Annotated in this window: 15 protein-coding genes; 7 read left to right on the forward strand and 8 right to left on the reverse strand. The window is 64.9% G+C overall.

Going from position 1 to position 21,683, the window contains the following annotated elements; translation table 11 throughout:
* Positions 1-49: 49 nt before the first annotated feature.
* The 3 genes from V6D40_RS04030 to V6D40_RS04040 all read left to right on the forward strand — a co-directional run bounded on the left by V6D40_RS04030 (position 50) and on the right by V6D40_RS04040 (position 4,410).
* Entirely contained in the window at positions 50-1,036 is a 987-nt protein-coding gene (locus V6D40_RS04030; protein WP_334289073.1) for an L-lactate dehydrogenase, read from the forward strand.
* Between the two features lie 51 nt (positions 1,037-1,087).
* Positions 1,088-1,486 carry a (deoxy)nucleoside triphosphate pyrophosphohydrolase gene (locus tag V6D40_RS04035; RefSeq protein ID WP_334289074.1) on the forward strand — a complete coding sequence of 133 codons (399 nt, stop codon included), beginning with the start codon at positions 1,088-1,090 and terminating at the stop codon, positions 1,484-1,486.
* Positions 1,487-1,599: 113 nt separating this feature from the next.
* A complete protein-coding gene (locus V6D40_RS04040; protein ID WP_334289075.1) occupies positions 1,600-4,410 on the forward strand; it encodes a DEAD/DEAH box helicase in 2,811 nt (936 codons plus the stop codon).
* Here V6D40_RS04040 and V6D40_RS04045 read toward each other — a convergent pair whose 3' ends face one another.
* The 5 genes from V6D40_RS04045 to V6D40_RS04065 all read right to left on the reverse strand — a co-directional run bounded on the left by V6D40_RS04045 (position 4,411) and on the right by V6D40_RS04065 (position 9,337).
* Entirely contained in the window at positions 4,411-5,580 is a 1,170-nt protein-coding gene (locus tag V6D40_RS04045) for an ATP-binding cassette domain-containing protein (protein WP_334289076.1), read from the reverse strand. It lies immediately after the preceding gene.
* Positions 5,571-6,251 carry an energy-coupling factor transporter transmembrane component T gene (locus V6D40_RS04050; protein ID WP_334289077.1) on the reverse strand — a complete coding sequence of 227 codons (681 nt, stop codon included), beginning with the start codon at positions 6,249-6,251 and terminating at the stop codon, positions 5,571-5,573. Before V6D40_RS04050 ends, V6D40_RS04045 begins: the two co-directional genes overlap by 10 nt.
* A gap of 3 nt (positions 6,252-6,254) precedes the next feature.
* Positions 6,255-7,031 carry an ECF transporter S component gene (locus V6D40_RS04055; protein ID WP_334289078.1) on the reverse strand — a complete coding sequence of 259 codons (777 nt, stop codon included), beginning with the start codon at positions 7,029-7,031 and terminating at the stop codon, positions 6,255-6,257.
* Positions 7,032-7,139: 108 nt separating this feature from the next.
* On the reverse strand, positions 7,140-8,147 hold the full coding sequence (locus V6D40_RS04060) for a nucleoside hydrolase (RefSeq protein WP_334289079.1): 1,008 nt from the start codon (positions 8,145-8,147) through the stop codon (positions 7,140-7,142).
* Positions 8,144-9,337, reverse strand: coding sequence for an MFS transporter (locus V6D40_RS04065; protein WP_334289080.1), 1,194 nt, complete (start codon positions 9,335-9,337; stop codon positions 8,144-8,146). The genes V6D40_RS04060 and V6D40_RS04065 overlap by 4 nt, the downstream gene beginning before the upstream one ends.
* Positions 9,338-9,439: 102 nt before the next feature.
* Between V6D40_RS04065 and V6D40_RS04070 the strand changes: the two genes are divergently transcribed.
* On the forward strand, positions 9,440-9,934 hold the full coding sequence (locus V6D40_RS04070) for a hypothetical protein (protein ID WP_334289081.1): 495 nt from the start codon (positions 9,440-9,442) through the stop codon (positions 9,932-9,934).
* A 15-nt stretch (positions 9,935-9,949) separates the two neighbouring features.
* Here V6D40_RS04070 and V6D40_RS04075 read toward each other — a convergent pair whose 3' ends face one another.
* A complete protein-coding gene (locus V6D40_RS04075; RefSeq protein ID WP_334289082.1) occupies positions 9,950-10,789 on the reverse strand; it encodes a hypothetical protein in 840 nt (279 codons plus the stop codon).
* Between the two features lie 113 nt (positions 10,790-10,902).
* Positions 10,903-12,465, reverse strand: coding sequence for a carboxylesterase/lipase family protein (locus tag V6D40_RS04080; RefSeq protein WP_334289083.1), 1,563 nt, complete (start codon positions 12,463-12,465; stop codon positions 10,903-10,905).
* A gap of 100 nt (positions 12,466-12,565) precedes the next feature.
* Between V6D40_RS04080 and V6D40_RS04085 the strand changes: the two genes are divergently transcribed.
* The 3 genes from V6D40_RS04085 to V6D40_RS04095 all read left to right on the forward strand — a co-directional run bounded on the left by V6D40_RS04085 (position 12,566) and on the right by V6D40_RS04095 (position 21,011).
* Entirely contained in the window at positions 12,566-13,525 is a 960-nt protein-coding gene (locus V6D40_RS04085; protein WP_334289084.1) for a hypothetical protein, read from the forward strand.
* Positions 13,526-17,161, forward strand: a complete 3,636-nt coding sequence (locus tag V6D40_RS04090) for an ABC transporter ATP-binding protein (protein ID WP_334289085.1) — start codon at positions 13,526-13,528, stop codon at positions 17,159-17,161. It abuts the gene before it with no gap.
* Between the two features lie 112 nt (positions 17,162-17,273).
* A complete protein-coding gene (locus tag V6D40_RS04095) occupies positions 17,274-21,011 on the forward strand; it encodes a multifunctional oxoglutarate decarboxylase/oxoglutarate dehydrogenase thiamine pyrophosphate-binding subunit/dihydrolipoyllysine-residue succinyltransferase subunit (RefSeq protein ID WP_334289086.1) in 3,738 nt (1,245 codons plus the stop codon).
* A gap of 6 nt (positions 21,012-21,017) precedes the next feature.
* Here the strand turns inward: V6D40_RS04095 and V6D40_RS04100 are convergent, their stop codons facing one another.
* Positions 21,018-21,662, reverse strand: coding sequence for a hypothetical protein (locus V6D40_RS04100; protein ID WP_334289087.1), 645 nt, complete (start codon positions 21,660-21,662; stop codon positions 21,018-21,020).
* Between the last annotated feature and the right edge of the window lie 21 nt (positions 21,663-21,683).

Consider the following 21,683-nt stretch of genomic DNA (forward strand, 5'->3'; position numbering starts at 1 on the left):
AACAATGGGCGGTGTCAACAGCAGCAGATGCTAAAAGGAGCGCTTGACAATGACCGCCGCACAAAACCAGTCCCAGGTCACCCCCGGCACGAAGGTCGTCCTCATCGGCGCGGGCGCCGTGGGTATCGCCTACGCCTACGCGATTTTGAACCAGGGTCTCACCGACCACCTGGCGATTATCGACCTCAACGAGGAACTCACCTGGGGCCAGGTCGAAGACCTCTCCCACTCCGTGCCGTTTAGCGGCAACAACATCAAGGTTTCCGTCGGCACCTACGCCGACTGCAAGGACGCAGCCCTCATCGTCAACTGCGCCGGCGTCGCGCAGCGCGAGGGCGAGACCCGCCTCGACCTGGTCGCCCGCAACGTCAAGATCTTCGACTCCATCAACTCCGAGGTCATGGCCAACGGCTTCAACGGCATCTACGTCGTGGCCACCAACCCAGTCGACGTGCTCACCTACGTTACCTACAAGCAGACCGGCCTGCCGTCCAACCAGGTCATCGGCTCCGGCACCGTGCTGGACACCGCCCGCTGGCGCCACAACCTGGGCAAGCACTTCAACATCGCCCCGTCGGCGGTTCACAGCTACATCATCGGCGAGCACGGCGACTCCGAGCTCGCGGTGTACTCCTCTAGCCACATCGCCGGTGTACCGATGACCAGCCTTTTGGACAAGGAAGCGGAGCAGGACCCGGAGATCCACGCCAAGATCGAGGACATGTTCGTGCGAACCCGCGACGCCGCGTACGACATCATCAAGGCCAAGGGCAACACCTCCTTCGGCATCGGCTCCGCGCTGGCTCGCATCACCAAGGCGATCCTGCGCAACGAGGACGTGGCCCTGCCGGTCTCCGCGTATCTTCAAGGCGAGTACGCGCTCGACGACATCTACATCGGCACCCCGACCGTGCTCAACCGCAACGGCGTGCGCAACGTGGTTGAGCTGCGCCTTGCCGAGGACGAGTACGAGCAGTTCGCTTCCTCCGCCAAGACGCTTCGCGAGGTCAACGAGTCCACCGGGCTGACCAACTAAGGGGCATTTGCTTAACGACGCAGCGGGGGTTGCGTCGCTAAACTGTCGCTCATGCCGAAAGTAATCGACGTCGTAGCTGCCGCAATTGTGCGGGATGGACGCGTCCTTGCCGCCCAGCGGGGACCGGGCATGACCATGGCGGGGTTATGGGAGTTCCCCGGCGGCAAGATTGAGCCGGGTGAAACCCCTGAGGAATCGCTCGCTCGTGAAATCGCTGAGGAACTTGGCGCCGACATCACTGTTCGGAATCACATCGTCACCACTGATCACCCGTACGATTTCGCGACGGTCCGTTTGGCAACGTACTACTGCAACCTGCTCGCCGGCACACCGGTGGCTTCAGAGCACGCCGAGCTGCGCTGGCTCACCGCTACGGAGATGCACGAATTAGACTGGGCACCGGCTGACATTGAAGCGGTGCACCTCATCGCCCGGGACCTCGCCGCGTGAACAGATCACTCGAGGGATTAAGACGTGATCTCGAGTTCGGTTTCATCGATCGCACAGTAGCTGCCGAACGTATAGAAAATCCGTCTCTGATCGCTAATGATCGGGCGAACAGCATGTTCGGCATGCTTCGGTCCGAACTCTCCAGTGCGGACAGCTTCATATTTTCCGTTGCGTTCATTTCGACTGGAGGCATTGGCACGATCCTGGAAGAACTGGCCAAATTCAAAGGCCAGGGCACTATCATCACGAGTACTCTGAACGACTTCAACGAGCCTGCAGCGTTTCGTGAGCTTCTGAAGTTCGACCACATCGATTCGTACGTCATCGAGGGCCCACACCACGCAAAGGGGTACATCTTCGACCACGATGACCATGTCACCGCGATTGTCGGCAGCTCGAACCTCACGCGAAGCGCGTTGCTGTCCAACCAGGAATGGAACCTCCACTTCTCCACCCATCAAGACGGTGATATTGCTGTTCAGTTGAAGCAGGCGGTGCACAATCACCTCGCCCGCGCGGTGCCGCTTACCGAGGATTGGATTGAACGGTACGAGCAGGCCCGCTCAACTCGCGCCTTCGTCGTCCGCGATAACCAACCAATCTTGGTCTCACCGGGTGGCGAGCGCATCGAACCGAACAAGATGCAACACGAAGCTCTTGGGAGTTTGCGCGAAGTTGTTGACTCTGGCGCCAAACGAGCGCTCATAATCTCTGCCACGGGAACAGGTAAAACAATCTTGGCGGCCCTCGCCGCAAGAGAGATGAACCCTGGCCGAATTCTCTTCCTAGTTCACCGAGAACAGATCCTGCGCAAAGCCGCTGACGCATTCGCGCGAGTGCTGGAAATTGACCCCTCGGATATTGGCTTCTTCGTGGGCACGCAGCGCGATATCGACGCGCGGGTGGTGTTCTCTACAGTTCAGACCCTCTCGCGGCCGGAGAATTTGTTTAACATTTCCCCCACCCACTTCGACATGGTCATTGTGGACGAGGTACACCGCTCGGGTGGCGAGACGTACCAGCGAATTCTCAACCATTTCGATCCGGGATTCACCCTCGGGCTCACTGCAACGCCAGAACGATCCGACAGGTTCAACGTTTTCGAGCTCTTCGATTACAACGTCCCTTATGAAATCCGTCTTGAGGGCGCGCTCGAAAACCACATGTTGGTCCCCTTCGATTACTACGGTGTCACAGACTATGAATCAGCCAGGGGTTCAATCGGCGACTCGGCTGGCATCGATCTACTGACCTCGCCCGAGCGTGTGGACTACATCGCCCAGACTCTCGAGACGTACTCCTTTGCCCAGGGCACGAAGGGCCTGATCTTCTGCAGCCGCATCGAGGAAGCCGATAGGCTATCCCAGCTGCTGAATCAGAAGGCCGTTCACGGAAAACTACTGCGAACCGTCGCATTGAAGGGCGAGCACTCGACGGCGGAAAGAGAAGCCGCAATTCGTCGACTGGAAGACGGCGAGCTGGATTACATCCTGTCTGTCGATATTTTCAACGAAGGCGTCGATGTGCCGGCGGTCAACGTCGTCGTTTTGCTCCGAAGCACCGAGTCATCGATCATATTTACCCAGCAGCTGGGCCGTGGCCTACGCAAAGCGGACGGCAAGAAGTCGCTCCGCGTGATCGACTTCATCGGTAATTACGCCAACAACTACCTCATCCCTATCGCACTCACCGGCGGCAACCCGGGCGATAAAGATCGCCTCCGCGACAACATGCGTCGAAAGAGACGCGAGCCGATTGCTGGTTCCTCGACAGTGAGTTTCGACGAGGTCGCCACCCAGCGAGTCCTGGAGTCTTTACAGAAAGCGCGCATCTCCGATAGGCGTGTAAAGCGCGGCGAGATCGAACGGCTCCGGAGCCGTTTAAATGTCATTCCACGATTGGCTGACTTCCTAACGTTTGAAACGCTCGACCCGTTTGTGCTCGCTGCAACCGACAAACAAGCCCGCAACTACTGGGCGCTACTCAAGGCGTTTAATTTCGTCGAATCGGGCCCGAGCCAAGCGGAAGATGGCTTCCTCTCTATGCTCAGCGTGGAATTGCTCAACGGCAAGCGCCCACAAGAACTGCTACTGCTCCGCGAACTTCTTCGCCGCGGTCCGAACGCCCAGCTATCCACGAGCGAATTCGCTGAGGTCTGTCACGAGTGGTCACCATTGATCCAAACCGGCGAACCCACATTGACCTCGGTCGAACGAGTTCTCAATCTTAAGTGGAGTATCGACGCCGCAGCAGCACGCTATGGTGGTCAACCTCTTGTTCTGCGCGCTGACGACAGCTTCAAGCTGGGTTCGGCGTTCGCGGCGCTGTACTACGCCTACCAACCCGATCATCCTGATCGCGCTGAAAGCTTTCGTTTCCACGTCGACGACGTGATCGAAACCGGCCTCCGTACGAATGCACTGCGATACGGCCGGAGTGACACCTTCGTGCCGCAACAAACCTACTCACGAAAAGACGCTTCCCGACTGCTCAACTGGAGCAATAACCGGGAGTCCACCATCTACGGGTACAGCATTGACGCAGCGACTAAGACATGCCCCATCTTTGTCACGTACCACAAGGACGCTGATGTCGCGGCGAACATCCGATATGAAGACGAGCTCATCGACCCATCGACGATGCGCTGGTTCTCCCGGCACGGCAAGACGCTAAAGAGCCGCGAACTCCAGGCAATGTTCAGCGGCGAAGTGGACCTCTACCTTTTCGTAAAACGCGAGGATGCTGATGGCTCTGACTTCTACTACCTGGGCAGGGTGGACGCGGAGGACCCCCAGCAAACCACCATGCGCGGCGATAAGGGGAAAGACCTCGACGTCGTGACCACCATGCTCAAGATCCGGGTGCCGATCGACCAATCCATGTTCAACGTGCTCACCGCGAGCAAACTCGCGCCGCGCGGTTAATCAGCGAAGCAGCCACGACGCGTCAACACGGGCGAAGGCCCCCACCTCCCCGGCGAACGAGGCGTCGTGACACGTCATTACGACAGCTTTACCTGTTGAAAGCCCATCGGCGATGAGGGCACGAGCCACCCCTCTGCCCGAAGAGTCCAAGCCGACGTCCGGTTCGTCGAGAAGCACGAGCTGCCTCCCCTGCGAGAACACCTGTGCGAGCTGCGCCAAACGCAGGTGCGCCGCAGGGAGATCGAGCGGGTGCTCATCCGGATCCAGTTTCACCCCCAGCTCGGTTAATCGCTTAAGCGCAGCTTCGTCCCCCACGAACCCTGCGGTGGTTACCTCCGAGACCTGATCTGCAGCGCGCTGTAGCGCGAGGGAAACACTCACTCCATGGGTGTCCTCCAACCCAGGGTTGCCGTCCAAACCAGCGAGTGCGCGCAACAACGTAGTCTTCCCGGCGCCGTTGTCTCCTCGCAGCCATAGAACCTCGCCTGGCTTAAGCGCGAGATGGATCGGCCCTGCGGTGAAGATCGGCTCGGTGCTCTTGCGGGGCTGCCACCACTTCCGCTTCTGCTCTCCGCGGGTTGCAACCACCTCGCCGAGGTCGATCATCGGCATTTCGGATGGCGCAACAGGTGGTGGGAGGCGGACTGGTTCAGCGGCAACTGGAGGTCCCAACTCTCCGCGGACAAGTGAAAAATGCCCCTCTCCCTTGGTGGAAAGGACAACTGTGCGAGACGGCAGTGCGTCGAGGAGCTTCTGGATGCGAGCGGCGGACTCGGGGTCGAGGCCGGCGAACGGGTCGTCAAGCACGAGGGTCTCGGGTTCAAGGACTGCGACGCATGCGATCGCGAGACGGCGGGTCTGCCCGCCTGAAAGGGTGGTGGGATCGTGCTCTGCGAGGTCGGTAAGACCAGCCGCATCGAGGATTGCGTCGACGCGGCGTTGCATCTCTAAGCGAGGTACGCCGCGCTGCTCGAGGCCAATGGCCGCTTCCTCAACCACCGTGGTGCGCAAGTACGTGACGTGCGCGATCGGGTCTTGGCCCACCACAGCGGCGTTCGGCCACGTGTCGTGGATCTGGTTGGCAAGCGTGCTCAAGCCCGAGCCGGAAGCGCCGGTGACGGTGACTTGTTTGTGCGATTGAAGCGCCTCTTCGAGCGGACTCAGATCCACACGACCACCACCAAGCAGGCCAAGGGCACGAGGATCCGGATCGCGCGCTGGAACGCGGAATCATGGACCGGGCGCAGCACCGTTCGCGGTCCGTCAATGCCGTAGCCTGCGGTTTCAAGCGCCCTTCCCCGGTTCGCGGCGAGCGTGAGCAGCTCTGCCAGCACCGGCATGATGACGTGAGGTACGACAGTTTTGATAGTCACCGGGCGCGCTTTGAGACGGTTCGCGTCGCGGACCACCCGCACCCGCGCAGCTGCCTGCGGGAACAGTTGCAGGGTGGCACCGGTGATGTAGGACAAACGGTTGCCGTAGCGGCGTACCTGCAGCGTCTTCGCCAAGTCCGGGACTCGGACAAACACCCCGGCTGCGAGGATGCACGCCATGAGCGCGGTGAAACGGAGTGCTAGCTCGCCGGCTACAGCGAGGCCGTCAGCGGTAATGAGTGGCGCGAAGCGCTCCTCGCCGTATGGAGCGTGGATAAGCACCATTGACAGGGCTACGGGGAACGCCAAGGCGGTGACCGCTGCGATGAGTGCCAAGTTTCGTGTCTTCGCCGTGCCGGCCATCAGCGCGATGACAAGCACCGCCGCCGACACTGCGGGGCGGTTAGCCCCCATGACCACGATCCAGCCGGAGACGCCCACGGCGAGCGCGGTCAAGGGGTTGAGCATCGGTTAGACCTGTTGCGTACCCTGCTGCGCACCCGGCGCGAACGCGCTGACGGTACGCTTCGGCAGCGCCTTGACCGTGAAGAACGCGATCAACATGACGATGACCTTGTCCACCGGGTCGGAGATGAACGCCTGCGTGGTCACCGACGCGATCAAGGACGCGCCCATTTCGCGGAACAGGCTGACGAGTGCGCCGGTGCCCACGCCCGCGGTGCCGCCGTAGACGAACGCCGCAACCGGTGCGGCCACCATGCCGCCGATTACGCCAAGGAGCAGGCCGTAGAGCACCACGGTGCCGACGTTTTTGAACGCGTTGAGCTTGTGAATGAACACGCCGGAGAGGTAGCCGATCAGTGCCGCGCCGGCCGCGAACGGCAGCGCGGCCGGGTTGAGGAGGCCCCACACCAGGTTGTTCAGCGCGCCGGTGGTCATGCCGGCGATCGGGCCCGCCAGCGCCGCGACCAGCACGGTACCGATGGAGTCGAGGTAGAGCGGCAAACCGATGGAGCCGACGATCTCGCCCACCACGGAGTTGATGATCATGGCAATCGGGATCAAACCGAGGGTGCGCGCCGGCAGGACCGGGACGGTAGCGATGAGCAGGAGGATCGTGCCGAGGCCATAGCCAACGAGAGTGATCACGCCCTGGGTCGAGCCAGTGACGGTGTCCCAGTCGGTTGGTCGGACAAGGACGAGGTAGAGCCAGGTCGCTGCGATGATGGCGGCGCCGGCAATGACGAGTCCGCGGCGCGCAGGCGTCCAGACGGCTGGTTGTGACATGGGTGTGCCTTCCGAAGAGGATGAGGGTACGAGCGGATGCCGCCGCCGCACCTATGTCACCTCGGTGCGGGAGCAATCGCCGGGGAGTTTAGCAGCTCTTAGCCGCAATTAATCGTCAGCCTCGCTGTGGTAGCCGGCCGCGAGAGCGGCGTCGCCCGCAGCGAACTGCGCGTGCACCTTGCACGCGCGCTCGAATTCCGCCCACGCTTTCTCCACGTCGCAGCCGGTCAGCACGTTCGCGTTCGGCGCGTTGTCCCAGATCCCCTTCACATCCGCGGACACGGCGCCGCGCATCAGCTCGGAGTCTGCTTCCACCTGGAGGTATGCAGGGCAAGTTGTCGAAGGGATCCGTTCGAGAGCAATCAGCACCGTCAGCAGGTCGTGGATTTGGGCGCCGTATCCCTCCCCCACGTCTTCGTGGAATTCGAAGTAGAAGCGGGTGATGTCGCGCAGAGGCTCAGCGATCGCCTGAGAGCCCAACAACGCGACGATGCGGTCGAGGCGCTCCGGGGCCAGCCACATCTGCTCCGTGACATTCAAGGGACACAGCGTAATTGTTGTCCCGGCTTCGGCAGCGGCTGCGAAGATGTCGTTGGCCGCGTGCGGGTCCACCCAGAAGTTCCACTCCGCGTTCGGCGTCGTGTTGCCCGGGTAGTGCACCGCGCCGCCCATCACCGTGATATGGCGCAGCTCGGCGAAATGCCGCGGGTGCATCTGCGCGAACGCGGCGAGGTTGGTTGCAGGCCCGGTGACAATCAGGTGGAGGTCTTCGGTGCCGCGCTCGATGGCGTCGATCCACAGCGCGTCGAAGTCGCGCTCAACGTGGCGCTCGGGCGCGGTGACGTAACCCAGGCCCGTTTCGCCGTGTGTCTCCGGGGTGGTGGTCAGCGGCAACGCCAGCGGTGCGTCGCAGCCCGCGGCGAGCGGGATCGTGCGCAAGCCGCACTGGGACAGCAAATACGCGGCGTTGCGGGCGCACTGCTCGGCGCCGACATTGCCGGCGGAGGTGGTCACGCACTCAATCTGCACCTCACGGGCGTGGTTCAACGCGGCGAGGTAAATCAGCGCGAACGTATCGTCGATGCCCGGGTCGCAGTCCAAAATGACACGTTTCACCGCATCGTCTCCTTACCTATCGTGATCCAGATCGCCAGCGAGATCGCCGCAATCGCCGAGCACAACCCGAACGCCACGCTGAAGCCGGCGGCTTGGGCGATAAAGCCGAGCACGATCGGGGCAAGAATCTGGCCGAAGTCCTGCGTCATTTGGTACGTGGACAGCACCTTGCCGCCGGAGCGGTCGTTGCCGATGATGTCTGCAAGCGACGCCTGAACTGCCGGGCTCATCAGCCCGCCACCCATGCCCGCGAGCGCCGAGAAGATCACCAGCGGCCAGAACGACGTGGCGAGCCCCAGAACGCCGGTGAAAATGCCGGTGACGGTGAGTCCGGTGATGATGAGCGGACGGCGCCCGTGGGCGTCGGCAAGCCTGCCCGAAAACTGCAGTGCGATGGCCATACCTGCGGCGAACGCTGTCAGCGCAAGGCCGGATGCTGCCGCACCGTGCTCGAACACCGCCGCGGCGAACAGCGGCAGGATGGCAACGCGCGCACCCATGTTGACGAAGCCGTTGGAAAACGCCGCGCTGAGCAGCGCCTTGTACGAGGGGTGCTGCCAGGCGGTCTGCAGTCGCATCGGCGCCTTGGCCGGCGGCAGCGGCTGCGCGTGCTTCGGGTCGTGCGTGAGCACCCACACCAGAAACGCCGCGCAACCGACCACAATGCCGTAGATGGCAAACGGCGCACGGTGGCCGAGGAAGGACAGTGCCGCGCCGACAATCGGGCCGACAATGTTGCCCAGGAGAAACGCGGTGGCGTACAGTGCGTTCGCCCGCCCACGGATGCTCGGATGCGTCACCCGCACAATCAGCGCTTGCGCGGACAGGGTGAACATAGTGGAGCCGAATCCGGCCAGAAAACGCAGGGCGAGAATGTGCCAGTAGGCCTGCGCGAACGCGACAAAGAAGGTGGCCGCGGCGACGATAGACAGTCCCGTCAGGTAGACGGGACGGGAGCCAAGCTTGTCGACGAGCACGCCAGCCCCCGGAGCGCCCAAAAGCCGCGCCAGCGCAAACACCGAAATCACCGCACCAGCGGCGGCCATGGAGACGTTGAAGCTTGCCGCGAACTGCGGCAGCACAGGCGCGATGAAGCCGTAGCCAAGCGCGATGAGAAACGCCGCGCTCACCAGCACCCAAATGGTGCGCGGGATAGTGGGCTGATTCGTTTGAATAGAGGGGTTCGACATATCGCTGTTTAGCGTAGCCTGGCTGGCAAATCGCCACCGATTTCGAACTTGTGTTCTACTTTTCGAACGGCTGTGTCGCACCTGCGTTCTAAAGTTCGGGCCATGTTCAACACCAACGTCACCCCAGTCACTACCGTCAGCACCCCCGTCGCCCTCGCGGACGAGATCACCCAGCGCTTCCCCACCCACCTCGACGCGCTCACCGCGATCATGCACCACCCGCGCTCGCTCTCGCGTCCGACCGCGTCCTGGCGCCCGCCGCTGAAGACGCTGCCCCGCTTCGCCGGCGGAGGCGAACTCAACGCCGCGGTAACGCGCAGGCGCGTCGGCCCAAAGGCGAAGGCCCGCATACTCGGCTACGGAGAAACGCAGGTGCCCGCCTACCTCATTGAGCTGCGGCTGAGCGACCCGTCGGGGCTGCCCGCCGACCGCCGCCTCACCGAGGCGTGGGTCCGCGCGCTCGTCCCAGAAGATGCCATCGGCGCGGTCCATGAGCTGCCGTCTGCCCGAGCCGCCACATACGTGTGGCTTGTGGACGGCCACTTCAACCCCATCGCCTCCCCGTCCTCCATGTTCGAGGGGCTGACGGCGGCGTAAACGCGGGATGCGGCGCTAGATCTCGTCCTCGGTGTCGACCGCCTGGTCCGGGTCAATCCCGGTCGCCTCATCGTCGTCGGCGAAGCTGTCGTCGTCCTCGTCATCGTCGTCGTCCTCGTCGTCGGCGCCGAAGATGTCGTAGACGTCCGGCTCGTCGAAGTCGTCCTCGACGGGCAAAAGCTGCGCCTCCCACTCCTCGGCTTGGTCGGCGGCGAGGGAGAGGACGTCGAAAAGCCGATCGAAGTCCGTGAACGACCCGAGGTCGAGCACCTCCGCCTCGCCGATGGCCTCGTCGTGGATAGCCTCGAAGAGGCGCAGGCGGTCTTCCTCGGTGAGCTCGGCGTCGCCGTCGGACTCCCACAGCTCGCCGATCGCGTCGTCGACCACGTCGTCGATGTTGTCCGGGTACACCACGAACTTCACCTCGGCCTTCGGCGTGCCGCCAACGACCTGGAGAGTGACCTGCAGCTCCGCGTTCTCCCCCACCTCGGCGCGCACCAGATCCGGGTTCACCGTGTCGTGCAGGAACTCGAGATCGCCGATGCGCTCATCGGTGCCGTCGAGCAGGTCGCCCAACACCGTGACCATCTGGTCCGTCGCCATGTGGTCGGCCACCGCGCGCACCGCGTCCTCGACCGAGAACACCACCGCGACCAGGATGGACTCGAACTCGTCGTCGTCCTCGTCCACGTCGGCCGCCGCAATATAGACGTTGGCCGCGGGAAGGTGCGGGTCAATCTCGACGAACTGGATCTCCACGTCCGCCGTGATCGGGACAAACATGGTCTCATCGTGCACGCGTGACTCAATGCCGTCGCGGTCCAGCGCGCCGGCGATGTCCTCGAAAAAGCTCATAGGGGAACATGCCTTTCCTACAAGGTGTATCCACGTTCGGGATTCGGGCCTGCCCCAGCCTAGCCGTCAATGCCGCGCAGCGTGCGCAAACGCGCGTGCGCAGCGGGCGCGCGCTACTGGTCGTCGTCCACCACGGAGTCCGGCGTATCCGGGTCCGGTGAGTGCCTGCCCCACTCGCGCATATCGAAGCTCTCCCACGCGCGGCGTTTCTCAGCCTTCGGGTCCAGCTCCACGGAAAACTCCCTGTCGATCACCGCGGTCGCCCGCCCCGGCTCGTCCTCGTTGCGGAAGCCGTACTGCGGCCAGTCGTCCCCCGGGAAACCGTTGTGGAAAAACGATCCCCAGTGGTACTGCATGATGCTGCTGACTTGGTCGAACGCTTCCTTCGACCCGAAGCGGTCGATTTTCGACGCCCGCGTGGTGTTCGGATCCCCAAACACCGCAACCAAGTCCGATGTGTGCACGGCGCCGAGACCTAAACGCCGCATTGTCTCCGAGGCGTAGTCGAAGCGGTACATCCACGTCGGCGCCACGCGTCGATGCGCGGTGGCGAGCATCACCGACGGCGCCCAGAAAATGGCATCCGCGATGAGCTCAGCGAAGTCCGCGCGCCCGCCAACGTCGCGGTACGCATGAATCACGCCGCGGGCGTTATCGGGGTCGTAGACGTTGAGCGCGCGGCGCGCGGCGCGCTGGCGCTGCTTCACCGTCTGGTACATCGTCTTGGCAAAGCTCGCCTCGTCAGCGTTCGTGCCGATCAAAAGCGGCACCGGCGCCTGCTCGCCGGCTTCGAACACGTCGATCGGGTGCTCTGGAAGCGTCACCCCGTCGACGGTGGGCATGAAAGCCGTGTTGAACTGCACCAGCTCTTTGCCGTTCATCAGCATCTGCTGCCCCGTGCGCACGAGGTCCTCGGCACTGGCTGCGCGCAGGTCGTCGATGGTGGAGAGTTGGGACATGCCCATGCCGTCGATAAGCCTGTGCACCCACATCGCCGACTGCACGCTTGAGTGCACACTGGCGCTCGGCGGACTTTGCGCCACGGCCCGGTGGAACAGCCCCCGCGCCCCCGGCGCGCACATCAGGTGGATCACCGCGGCGCCGCCAGCAGATTCACCCATGATGGTCACCCTGCCCGGGTCGCCGCCGAAGGCCGCGATGTTGTCCTGGATCCATTTCAGCGAGAGGATCTGATCGTGGATCGCCGGGTTGGACACGCAGTCAGACCCGAGCGTGTGCAGATCGAGGTACCCCAGCACGCCCAGGCGGAAGTTCACCGAGACGTAGACAACGTCGGTCACCTCGGCAAGCACGTGGCCGCGCAGCACCTTCTCGTTGCTCGCGCCGGTGACGAAGGTGCCGCCGTGGTAGTAGACCACCACCGGCAGCTCCTCGTCGGTGTTCGGGCGCACGATGTCGAGGGTGAGGCAGTCCTCGGTGCCAACCACCGAGTCGTTCCACCCGAAGTTGCCCTGCAGCGCGGGCGGGGCGAAGCGCGAGCCGTCGCGCACGCCGCTCCACGGCTGCGCCGGCGACGGCGCGCGGAACCTGTTCGGCCCCGACACCCCACTACCGTAGGGAACGCCGCGCCACGTGCGCACACCGGTCCTGTTGTGGACGATGCCGCGCACAGTGCCACCGGTGGTTGACACATCGAGCGAGAAATCGTCTGACATGGCTCCTAGGTTAGCCCCTCGAATGGCCCGCGGATCGGCCCTTCGATCGGCCCTGAATCTGTCGGGCCTGCTCGCGCGCGGGGCAGCTAAACTGTCCAGCATGTTCGGACGCAGCAAGAAGGCCACAAAGGCCGATTCGGAGCCGAAGCGGGATCTGCGCCCCCGCGATGGCCGTGACAACAGCGACAACAGCGACACCGCCTCTCCTGAAGACATCATCGCGTCGCTGAAGACGGCGGACGCGCGCCGCCTTGAAGAAGACGCGGGCCCGCTGGGCAAGGCGTTCATCAGCGCCGTCGACGCCGCGGTGCACCTGCAGTCCGGCACCATTCGCGCGTACGTGAACTGGCTGCGCCGCCAGAACCCAGAGGCCTCGCCGCAGGAGCTGCAGGAGATCATGGCAGCGCACTTCCGGAAGACGGCTGCCACCACCGGCGCGGGCGCAGGTGCGGCGGCTGCGATCCCGGGCGTTGGCCTGATCACCGGAGGCGCCGCCATCGCCGGCGAATCCGTCCTCTTTTTGGACCTCGCTGCGTTCTACACCGTGGCCTCTGCGTACCTGCGCGGGTTGGACATCAAGGACCGCGACCGCCGGCGCACCGTCGTGCTCGCAACGCTGACCGGCGCGCAGGGCGTGGCGATCGTGGACACGATCCTCGGCGGCGGCAAGGCCGACCTGCCGTCGAAGCACACCCTGGCACGCTTCTCCGGCCCGGGCCTGCAGGAAGCGAACGACATCCTGAGCCGATTCGCCATGAAGTCGCTGAACAAGCGGATGCGCAGGAGCTGGTTAGGCAAACTCCTGCCGCTGGGCATTGGCGCGTTCGCGGGGCGCTCCGCCAACCGCAAGCTCGCCGACGCGGTGCTCAACAACGTTGCGGAAAGCCTCGGGCCAGCTCCAAGCCAGTTCACCGAGCCGCTGCCGGAGAAGGGCGCAGGCGACAAGGACGAGCGCGAGGCCGAGGCCAAGCTCAGCGCCAACCCGCGCGAGTTCGCCGCCTGGATTGTGCAGCTGTTCACAAGCGCCAAGCGCGACAGCAACGCCAAGCGCGACAAGTAAATGGCGTCAAACGCCAACCCCGGCCGTAACCTGCTCTACCGATCCCTTCGCGCTAACCGCGGCCCGGCCATCGCCGCGTTCACGGCGGCGGGCCTAAGCGCCGTGTTCCAAACCGCGGTGCCGGCGCTAACAGGCCGCGCCATCGACATCGCCGCCGGCAACGCGCAAGGAAGCATCCACCGCATCGCGTGGGCGATGGTGGCCATTGCGCTGGCCTCCTTCGCCGTCAACTTCCTGCGCCGCTTCACGTCCGGCCGGCTGGCGTCGAACTCGCAGCACTGGCTGCGCGTGGAACTGCTTCGCACCATGCACCGCCTCGACGGGCCGGGCCAGGACAACATCGCCGCGGGCCAGATCGTCTCGCGCTCGATTACAGATCTCAACCAGTTCCACATGGTGCTCGCCAGCTCGCCGATGCTGTTCACCCGCGCACTGCAGCTCACCACCACACTCGTGGTGATGTTCGCGATGGACGTGCCGCTGACCCTCATGGCACTGGCGTTGATGCCGCTGATCCTCTTCGAGGCCAACCGCTCGCGCCGCGCGCTCTACGCCGCGACCTGGGTGAACCAGCAGGCCGCGGCAGATCTCACACAGCACGTCGAGGAGACGGTCTCCGGCGTGCGCGTGGTCAAAGCGTTCGGCCAGGAAGAGCGCGAGATCGATCGCCTCGACCAGCTCGGCCGCGAGCTCTACGCGGTGAAGATGCGCACGGCGAAGCTCACCGCCCGCTTCCAGCCGGTGCTCGCGCAGCTGCCGAAGGTCGCGCTTGTGATCACCATCGTCGCCGGCGGGCTCACCGCCATCCGCGGCGATATCACCGTCGGCCAGTTCGTCGCGTTCACTGGTTACCTCACCGCGATGACCACGCAGCTCGAGGCGCTGACCCGCCAGTACGTGCGCATGCAGATGGGCATGAGCTCGGTCGACCGGCTGGAGGAGGTCCTAGCTCTCGCGCCGACGACCGCCCGCAAAGCACCCATCGCGCCGGCCGCGCCCACCGGCATCCGCTTCGACAACGTCAGCTTCGAAACCAACGGCCACCTAGTCCTCGACCGCGTGACGCTCACCGTCGCACCCGGCGAACAAGTCGCCGTCGTCGGCCCGCCCGGCGCGGGCAAGTCCATGGCGGTGCAGCTCGCCGGCGGGTTCTACGAGCCGGGCGAAGGGAGCATTTCGCTTGTCGACGCCCACCTCAACCCCACCCCCTACCCCCATCTCACCCACGCCGACATCCGCTCGCGAGTCACCTGCGTCTTCGACGAAGCGTTCCTCTTCTCCGCGTCCGTGTTCGACAACATCGCCCTCGGCGCGCAGCACCGTAGCGGCGCGCAAGCGCTTGACGGCGCCGCGCTCGACGCCGCGGTGAGAGAAGCTGCCCGCCTTGCCCGCGCCGACGAGTTCATCGAGCGGCTGCCAAACGGCTACGACACCGAAGTCGGTGAGCGCGGACTGACCCTTTCCGGCGGCCAGCGCCAGCGCATCGCGCTCGCCCGCGCGCTCATGGCCAAGCCGGCAGTCTTAGTCCTCGACGACGCCACCTCCGCCATCGACGCCGAAAACGAAGCGCTGATCCTGGCCAACCTGCGCAGCCACTTGGACGGCGTCACCGTCATCGCGGTCGCGCACCGCCAGTCCACCGTCGACCACGCCGACCGCGTCGTCGTCATGGACCAGGGCCGCGTCGTCGCAGACGGTCCGCGCGAGGAGGTTGCGCGCACGGAGGTGTACCGGGGTGTGATGGTTGAGGGGGGCGTCGGCAAGCAGCAGCCCTTGAGCGAACTGTGGCCCGACGTGCCTGCACCCCCGCCGCCCGCCAGCGCCACACCTGAGCTTCTGCAGCGGGTCGAGCGCCTGCCCGCGGCGCGCGAAACCCCTGCCCTGAGCGAGGCGGCCCTTGCGCGCCTGCGCGAGCCGAACCGCGACTTCCGCGTGCGCAGCCTGTTCAAAGCCGTGCGCTGGCTCATTGCCGCCACCGTGGTACTGCTGGTCGTCGGTGTGGCGGCGGACCTGGCGTTTCCCACGCTAATCCGCGCGTCGATCGACGGCGGCATCGAGCCGCGCGACTCCGGCTACCTCGTGCGCGTCGGCGCCGCGGCGCTGGTTGTCGTCATCGTCGCGTGGGCCGCCGACGCACTGATGACCGTGCTCTCCTCGCGCGCCGGCGAGCGCCTGCTCTATCGCCTGCGGCTGCGCTCCTACGCCCACCTGCAGCACCTGGGCCTGAGTTACTTCGAGTCCCGCCTATCCGGCAAGATCATCACACGCATGACCACGGACATCGACACGCTGTCGTCGTTTCTGCAGACTGGGCTTGCGCAGGCGATCGTGGCTGTCGGCAGCCTCGCGGGTGTGAGCGCGATGCTGGTTGCCACGGACCTTTCGTTGACCCTCATCGCGCTTGCGGCCGTGCCCGTGATCGTCGCGGCAACCGTGGTGTTCCGCTCGTTTTCCAAGCGCTTCTACACCGAGGCGCGCCGGCAAGTTTCGGCTGTCAACGGGCAGTTCGCCGAGCAGATCGGCGGGATCCGCGTCACGCAGATGCACCGCGGGGAGGCCCACGCCGAGGCGCGCTTCGCCGCAGAGTCGGACCACTACCGGCGCCTGCGCATGCGCACCGTGACCGCGATGGGCCTCTACTTCCCCGGCATGCAGGCGATCAGCCAAATCATGACCGCGGTGGTCATTTTCATCGGCGCGGGCCGCGTGGCCGACGGCACGCTGTCTGTCGGCGTGCTCGTCGCGTTCACGATGTACCTAAGCCAGCTCTACGGCCCGATCCAGCAGCTCGGCCAGATCTTCGACTCCTGGCAGCAAGCCACCGTCAGCTTCGAGCGCATCACCGACCTGCTCGCTGAACGCACCACCGTCCCCGACCTCGGCACCGCACCCGGCGCCGCTCAGGCCGCGCGGGGGGAGCTTTCGCTTGTCGACGCCACCTTTTCCTACCACCCCGACCACCCACCCGTCCTCAAGTCGTTGGACCTCACATTCGCCCCCGGTGAGACCGTCGCATTGGTCGGGCCGACCGGCGCGGGAAAATCCACCGTGGTGAAGCTGCTCGCCCGCTTCTACGACCCGACCACCGGCGTTGTCACCGCCTCCGGCGCGGATATCGCGTCGTTTCCTCTGGTTGGGTGGCGCCGGGCGCTTGCGCAGGTGCCACAGGAGTCCTACCTGTTCGAGGGCACCGTGGCGGACAACATCGCCTACGGCGCGCCCGGGGCCAGCCGCTCCGAGATCGAGACAGCCGTGGAGCGCATCGGCGCGCTCGGCATCATCGCCGCGATCCCCGGCGGCTTCAACGCGCGCGTCGGCGGGCGCGGGCGGGGCTTAAGCTCCGGCCAGCGCCAGATCATCGCGCTTGCCCGCGCCGAGATGCTCGTCCCCGACGTGATGCTTTTAGACGAAGCCACCGCCACCCTCGACCCCGCAACCGAACTGGCCGTGCTTAACGCCGCCGACCGCGCGACCTCCGGCCGCACGTCCGTCATCGTGGCACACCGCCTCGCCACTGCCGCGCGCGCCGACCGCGTCGTGGTCATCGACGACGGGCGTATCGTGGAATCCGGCACGCACGCCGAACTGGTGAAAGAAGGGGGCCGGTATGCACGAATGTGGGCGGTCCACCGATAATGGGGGTACCGACCCCGTCGTGACCGAAAACACGGTTCCACGGCGCTACCATCGGCTTGAAGTCTACGAAAGACCCTGCAAACTTACTTGTTAAAGGAAGGCGATCACTGCCGTGAGCAGCGAAAACACATTTGGGCAGAACAGCTGGCTGGTCGACGAAATGTACCAGCAGTTCCAAAAAGACCCCAATTCTGTTGACGAGGAGTGGCGCACGCTCTTCGAAGACAACGGTGCGCCGAAGACAGCCAAGGGCACCCCGACCGTTACCCCTTCCGATCCCGGCGCAAGCCAGCCGAAGACCGACCCGGACGTAGCGCGCACCACCGCGGCGCCGAGCCAGGACGGCCGCGAGACCAAGGTCGACTTGGCTGCGGAGCAGACCAAGAAGGACGCTACGGTTTTGCCGAAGCCGCGCAAGTCGCCGCTGGACCGTATTAAGGACGTCCACGTCGAGCCGGGCGAGACCCAGCTCAAGGGCGCATTTAAGGCGATCGCGAAGAACATGAACGAGTCGCTGGAAGTCCCCACGGCCACCACCGTGCGCGACATGCCGGTCAAGCTCATGTTTGAGAACCGCTCGCTGATCAACGACCACCTGAAGCGCACCCGCGGCGGCAAGATTTCGTTCACCCACATCATCGGCTACGCCATCGTCCAGGCCACCAAGCTGCACCCGGACATGAACAAGAGCTACCGCGAAGAGGAGAAGAAGTCTTTCGCGGTGCAGCCGGAGCACATTAACTTAGGCCTGGCCATTGACCTGCCGGGCAAGGACGGCTCCCGCTCCCTGGTCGTCGCCGCGATCAAGGAGTGCGAGACCCTTTCCTTTAGCCAGTTCGTCGAGGCCTACGAGGACATTGTGGAGCGCGCCCGCATTGGCAAGCTCACCATGGACGATTTCTCCGGCGTGACCATCCAGCTGACCAACCCGGGCGGCATCGGCACGCGCCACTCCATCCCGCGCCTGACCAAGGGCCAAGGCACGATCGTCGGCGTCGGCGCGATGGATTACCCGGCTGAGTTCGCCGGCGCCTCCGAGGACCGCCTGGCCGAGCTCGGCGTGGGCAAGCTGGTCACCCTGACCTCCACTTACGACCACCGCGTGATCCAGGGCGCAGAGTCCGGCGAGTTCCTGCGGGACATCTCGCAGCTGCTTATCGACGACGCGTTTTGGGACGACATCTTCGAGTCGTTGGAGATCCCGTACTCGCCACTGCGCTGGGCCCAGGACCTGCCGAACACGGGCATCAACAAAGACACCCGCGTGATGCAGCTGATCCACTCCTACCGCGCCCGCGGCCACCTCATCGCCGACACCAACCCGCTGCGCTGGCACCAGCCGGGCCTGCCGAAGCCGGACTCGCGCGACCTGCTGCTCGAGTCCCACGGCCTGACGCTTTGGGACCTGGACCGCACCTTCCACGTCGGCGGCTTCGGTGGCAAGGAGACCATGACGCTGCGCGAGGTGCTCTCCCGCCTGCGCTCCGCCTACACCCTGCACGTCGGCGCCGAGTACGCGCACGTGATGGACCGCGACGAGCGCGAGTGGCTGCGCGACCGCATGGAGGCCGGCATGCCCAAGCCGACCAACGCGGAGCAGAAGTACATCCTGCAGAAGCTCAACGCCGCCGAAGCGTTCGAGAACTTCCTGCAGACGAAGTACCTGGGCCAGAAGCGCTTCTCACTCGAGGGCGCCGAGACCCTGATCCCGCTCATGGACGCGGCGATCGACACCGCCGCCGGCCAGGGCCTCGACGAGGTCGTCATCGGCATGCCGCACCGCGGCCGCCTGAACGTGCTGTTCAACATCGTGGGCAAGCCGGTCGCGACGATCTTCAACGAGTTCGAGGGCAACTTCAAGGCCGCCCAGCAGGGCGGCTCCGGCGACGTGAAGTACCACCTGGGCTTCGAGGGCGAGCACATCCAGATGTTCGGCGACGGCGAGATCAAGGTCTCGCTGGCCGCCAACCCGTCCCACCTCGAGGCCGTCGACCCGGTGCTGGTCGGTATGGCGCGCGCGAAGACCGACCTACTCAAGGCCAGCGAGGGCCGCGAGGACTACCCGGTTATGCCGATCATGCTGCACGGCGACGCCTCCTTCGCTGGCCTCGGCATCGTCCAGGAGACCCTGAACCTGTCTCGCCTGCCGGGCTACTCCGTCGGCGGCACGATCCACGTGATCGTGAACAACCAGATCGGGTTCACCACCACCCCGGATTCCGGCCGCTCCTCCTTCTACGCCACCGACCTGGCCAAGGGCTTCGACTGCCCGGTGTTCCACGTCAACGGCGACGACCCGGAGGCAGCAGCGTGGGTTGCCCAGCTCGCAACCGAGTACCGCCGCGAGTTTGGCAAGGACGTCTTCATCGACCTGATCTGCTACCGCCTGCGCGGCCACAACGAGGCCGACGACCCGACGGTGACGCAGCCGGTGATGTACGACCGCATCGAGTCCCACCCGTCCGTGCGCACCCGCTACACCAACGACCTGGTGGGCCGCGGTGACATCTCCCAGGAAGACGCGGAGAAGGCGGCGCAGGACTTCCACGACCAGCTCGACGCGGTCTTCTCCGACGTCAAGTCGTCTGAGGACAAGCCGAGCGAGCAGACCGGCATCACGGACTCCCAGGAGCTCACCCGCGGCCTCGACACCTCGATCTCCGAGGACGAGTTCAAGCGCCTCGCGGCTACCTACGCCGACCTGCCGGAGGACTTCACGCCGAACAAGCGCCTGAAGAACGTGCTGAAGAACCGCGGCAACTCGTTCGAGGCCGGCAACATCGACTGGGGCTGGGGCGAGCTCATCGCCTTCGGCTCGCTGGCGGAGCAGGGCAAGTTCGTCCGCCTCGCCGGCGAGGATTCGCAGCGCGGCACCTTCACGCAGCGCCACGCGGTGCTCTACAACCCGGACAACGGCGAAGCGTTCAACCCGCTCGACCACAACGCCACCGAGGCCGGCAACGAGGGCCGCTTCGAGGTCTACAACTCCGCACTCACCGAGTACGCGGGCTTGGGCTTCGAGTACGGCTACACCATCGCCAACCACGACGCGGTGGTGGCCTGGGAGGCGCAGTTCGGCGACTTCGCCAACGGCGCGCAGACCATCATCGACGAGTACATCTCCTCCGGCGAGACCAAGTGGGGCGAGCTGTCCAGCCTCATCATGCTGCTGCCCCACGGCTACGAGGGCCAGGGCCCAGACCACTCGTCCGCCCGCATCGAGCGCTACCTGCAGCTCGTCGCGGAGGGCTCCATGACCATCGCGCAGCCGTCGACGCCGGCGAACCACTTCCACCTGCTGCGTCGTCAAGCACTCGGCGAGATGAAGCGCCCGCTGGTCGTCTTCACGCCGAAGTCGATGCTGCGCAACAAGGCCGCCGTGTCCCAGCCGGCCGACTTCATCGAGACCACCAAGTTCGAGTCCGTCATCGACGACCCGAACTTCATCCAGACCGGCAACAAGAAGGTCGACGGCGCGGACCTGGACAAGGTCGAGACGATCCTTTTGTGCTCCGGCAAGGTCTACTACGAGCTGGCGAAGCGCAAGGAGAAGGACGGCCGCGACGACGTCGCCATCGTGCGCGTTGAGATGCTGCACCCGATCCCGTTCAACCGCTTGAAGGACGCGTTCGCGAACTACCCGAACGCGAAGCAGATCCGCTTCGTGCAGGACGAGCCGGCCAACCAGGGCCCGTGGCCGTTCTACAACGAGCACCTCCGCAACCTCATCCCGGACATGCCGGAGATGGTTCGCGTCTCCCGCCGCGCCCAGTCCACCACCGCAACCGGTGTGGCGAAGGTGCACCAGCAGGAGGAGCAGGCGCTTATCGACGAGGCGTTTGCCAACTAGCCCGCCCTACACGGGCGGCTGCTCCGGGTCGATCGAGACCACAGCACCGCCTGCGGGCCCTGGCGCGATGCCGGCGTACTCGAGCAGCCAGTCGGCCACGGCGACGTCGGCAGGCACCCCCTGCCCCACCTTCTCGGCCGATTCGGCGATGTCTTCGGTCGCCATCATGCGGGTGATGAAGTTGATGCGCTGGATGGTGCCGCGGTCGAACTTGCCATTGCGGAAGACAGGGATGATGTTCTGCACGAGCCGCTCGCCGTCGGTGTAGCCGCAACCCTGCGCCGGGGAGGGATCGACCGTTCGCATGGTGGCGGGCAGCGTGCCCACGGCCGCGTCGTACGTCGCCACCGACAGCTCCTCGCCCTCCATACCGCTTGCCGCTAGTTCCGCAGCCGCGGCCGAGTCGTACGTTTCAAGCACCGCGCCTGTGCACGTGACCACGAGATCGACCGGCTCTGCGCGCAAGATCTCTAGCGGGTCGAGCGCCTCGGCGCCGCCGAAGCTGGACACGCCGGCGGCGTAGCCCATGGCGTCGAAGATCTGGCTGTAGATCTCCCCCAACACCACCTGCTCCTCGGAGCTTGCGTCGATGCCGATCACCACAGGTATCGGCTCGTCGGCGCAGGACGCCACGCTTGCCGACGCCGCCACAACGCCCAACCCCCCAAGAAG

The organism is Corynebacterium sp. Marseille-Q4381 (assembly GCF_036881695.1).
Lineage (GTDB): Bacteria > Actinomycetota > Actinomycetes > Mycobacteriales > Mycobacteriaceae > Corynebacterium.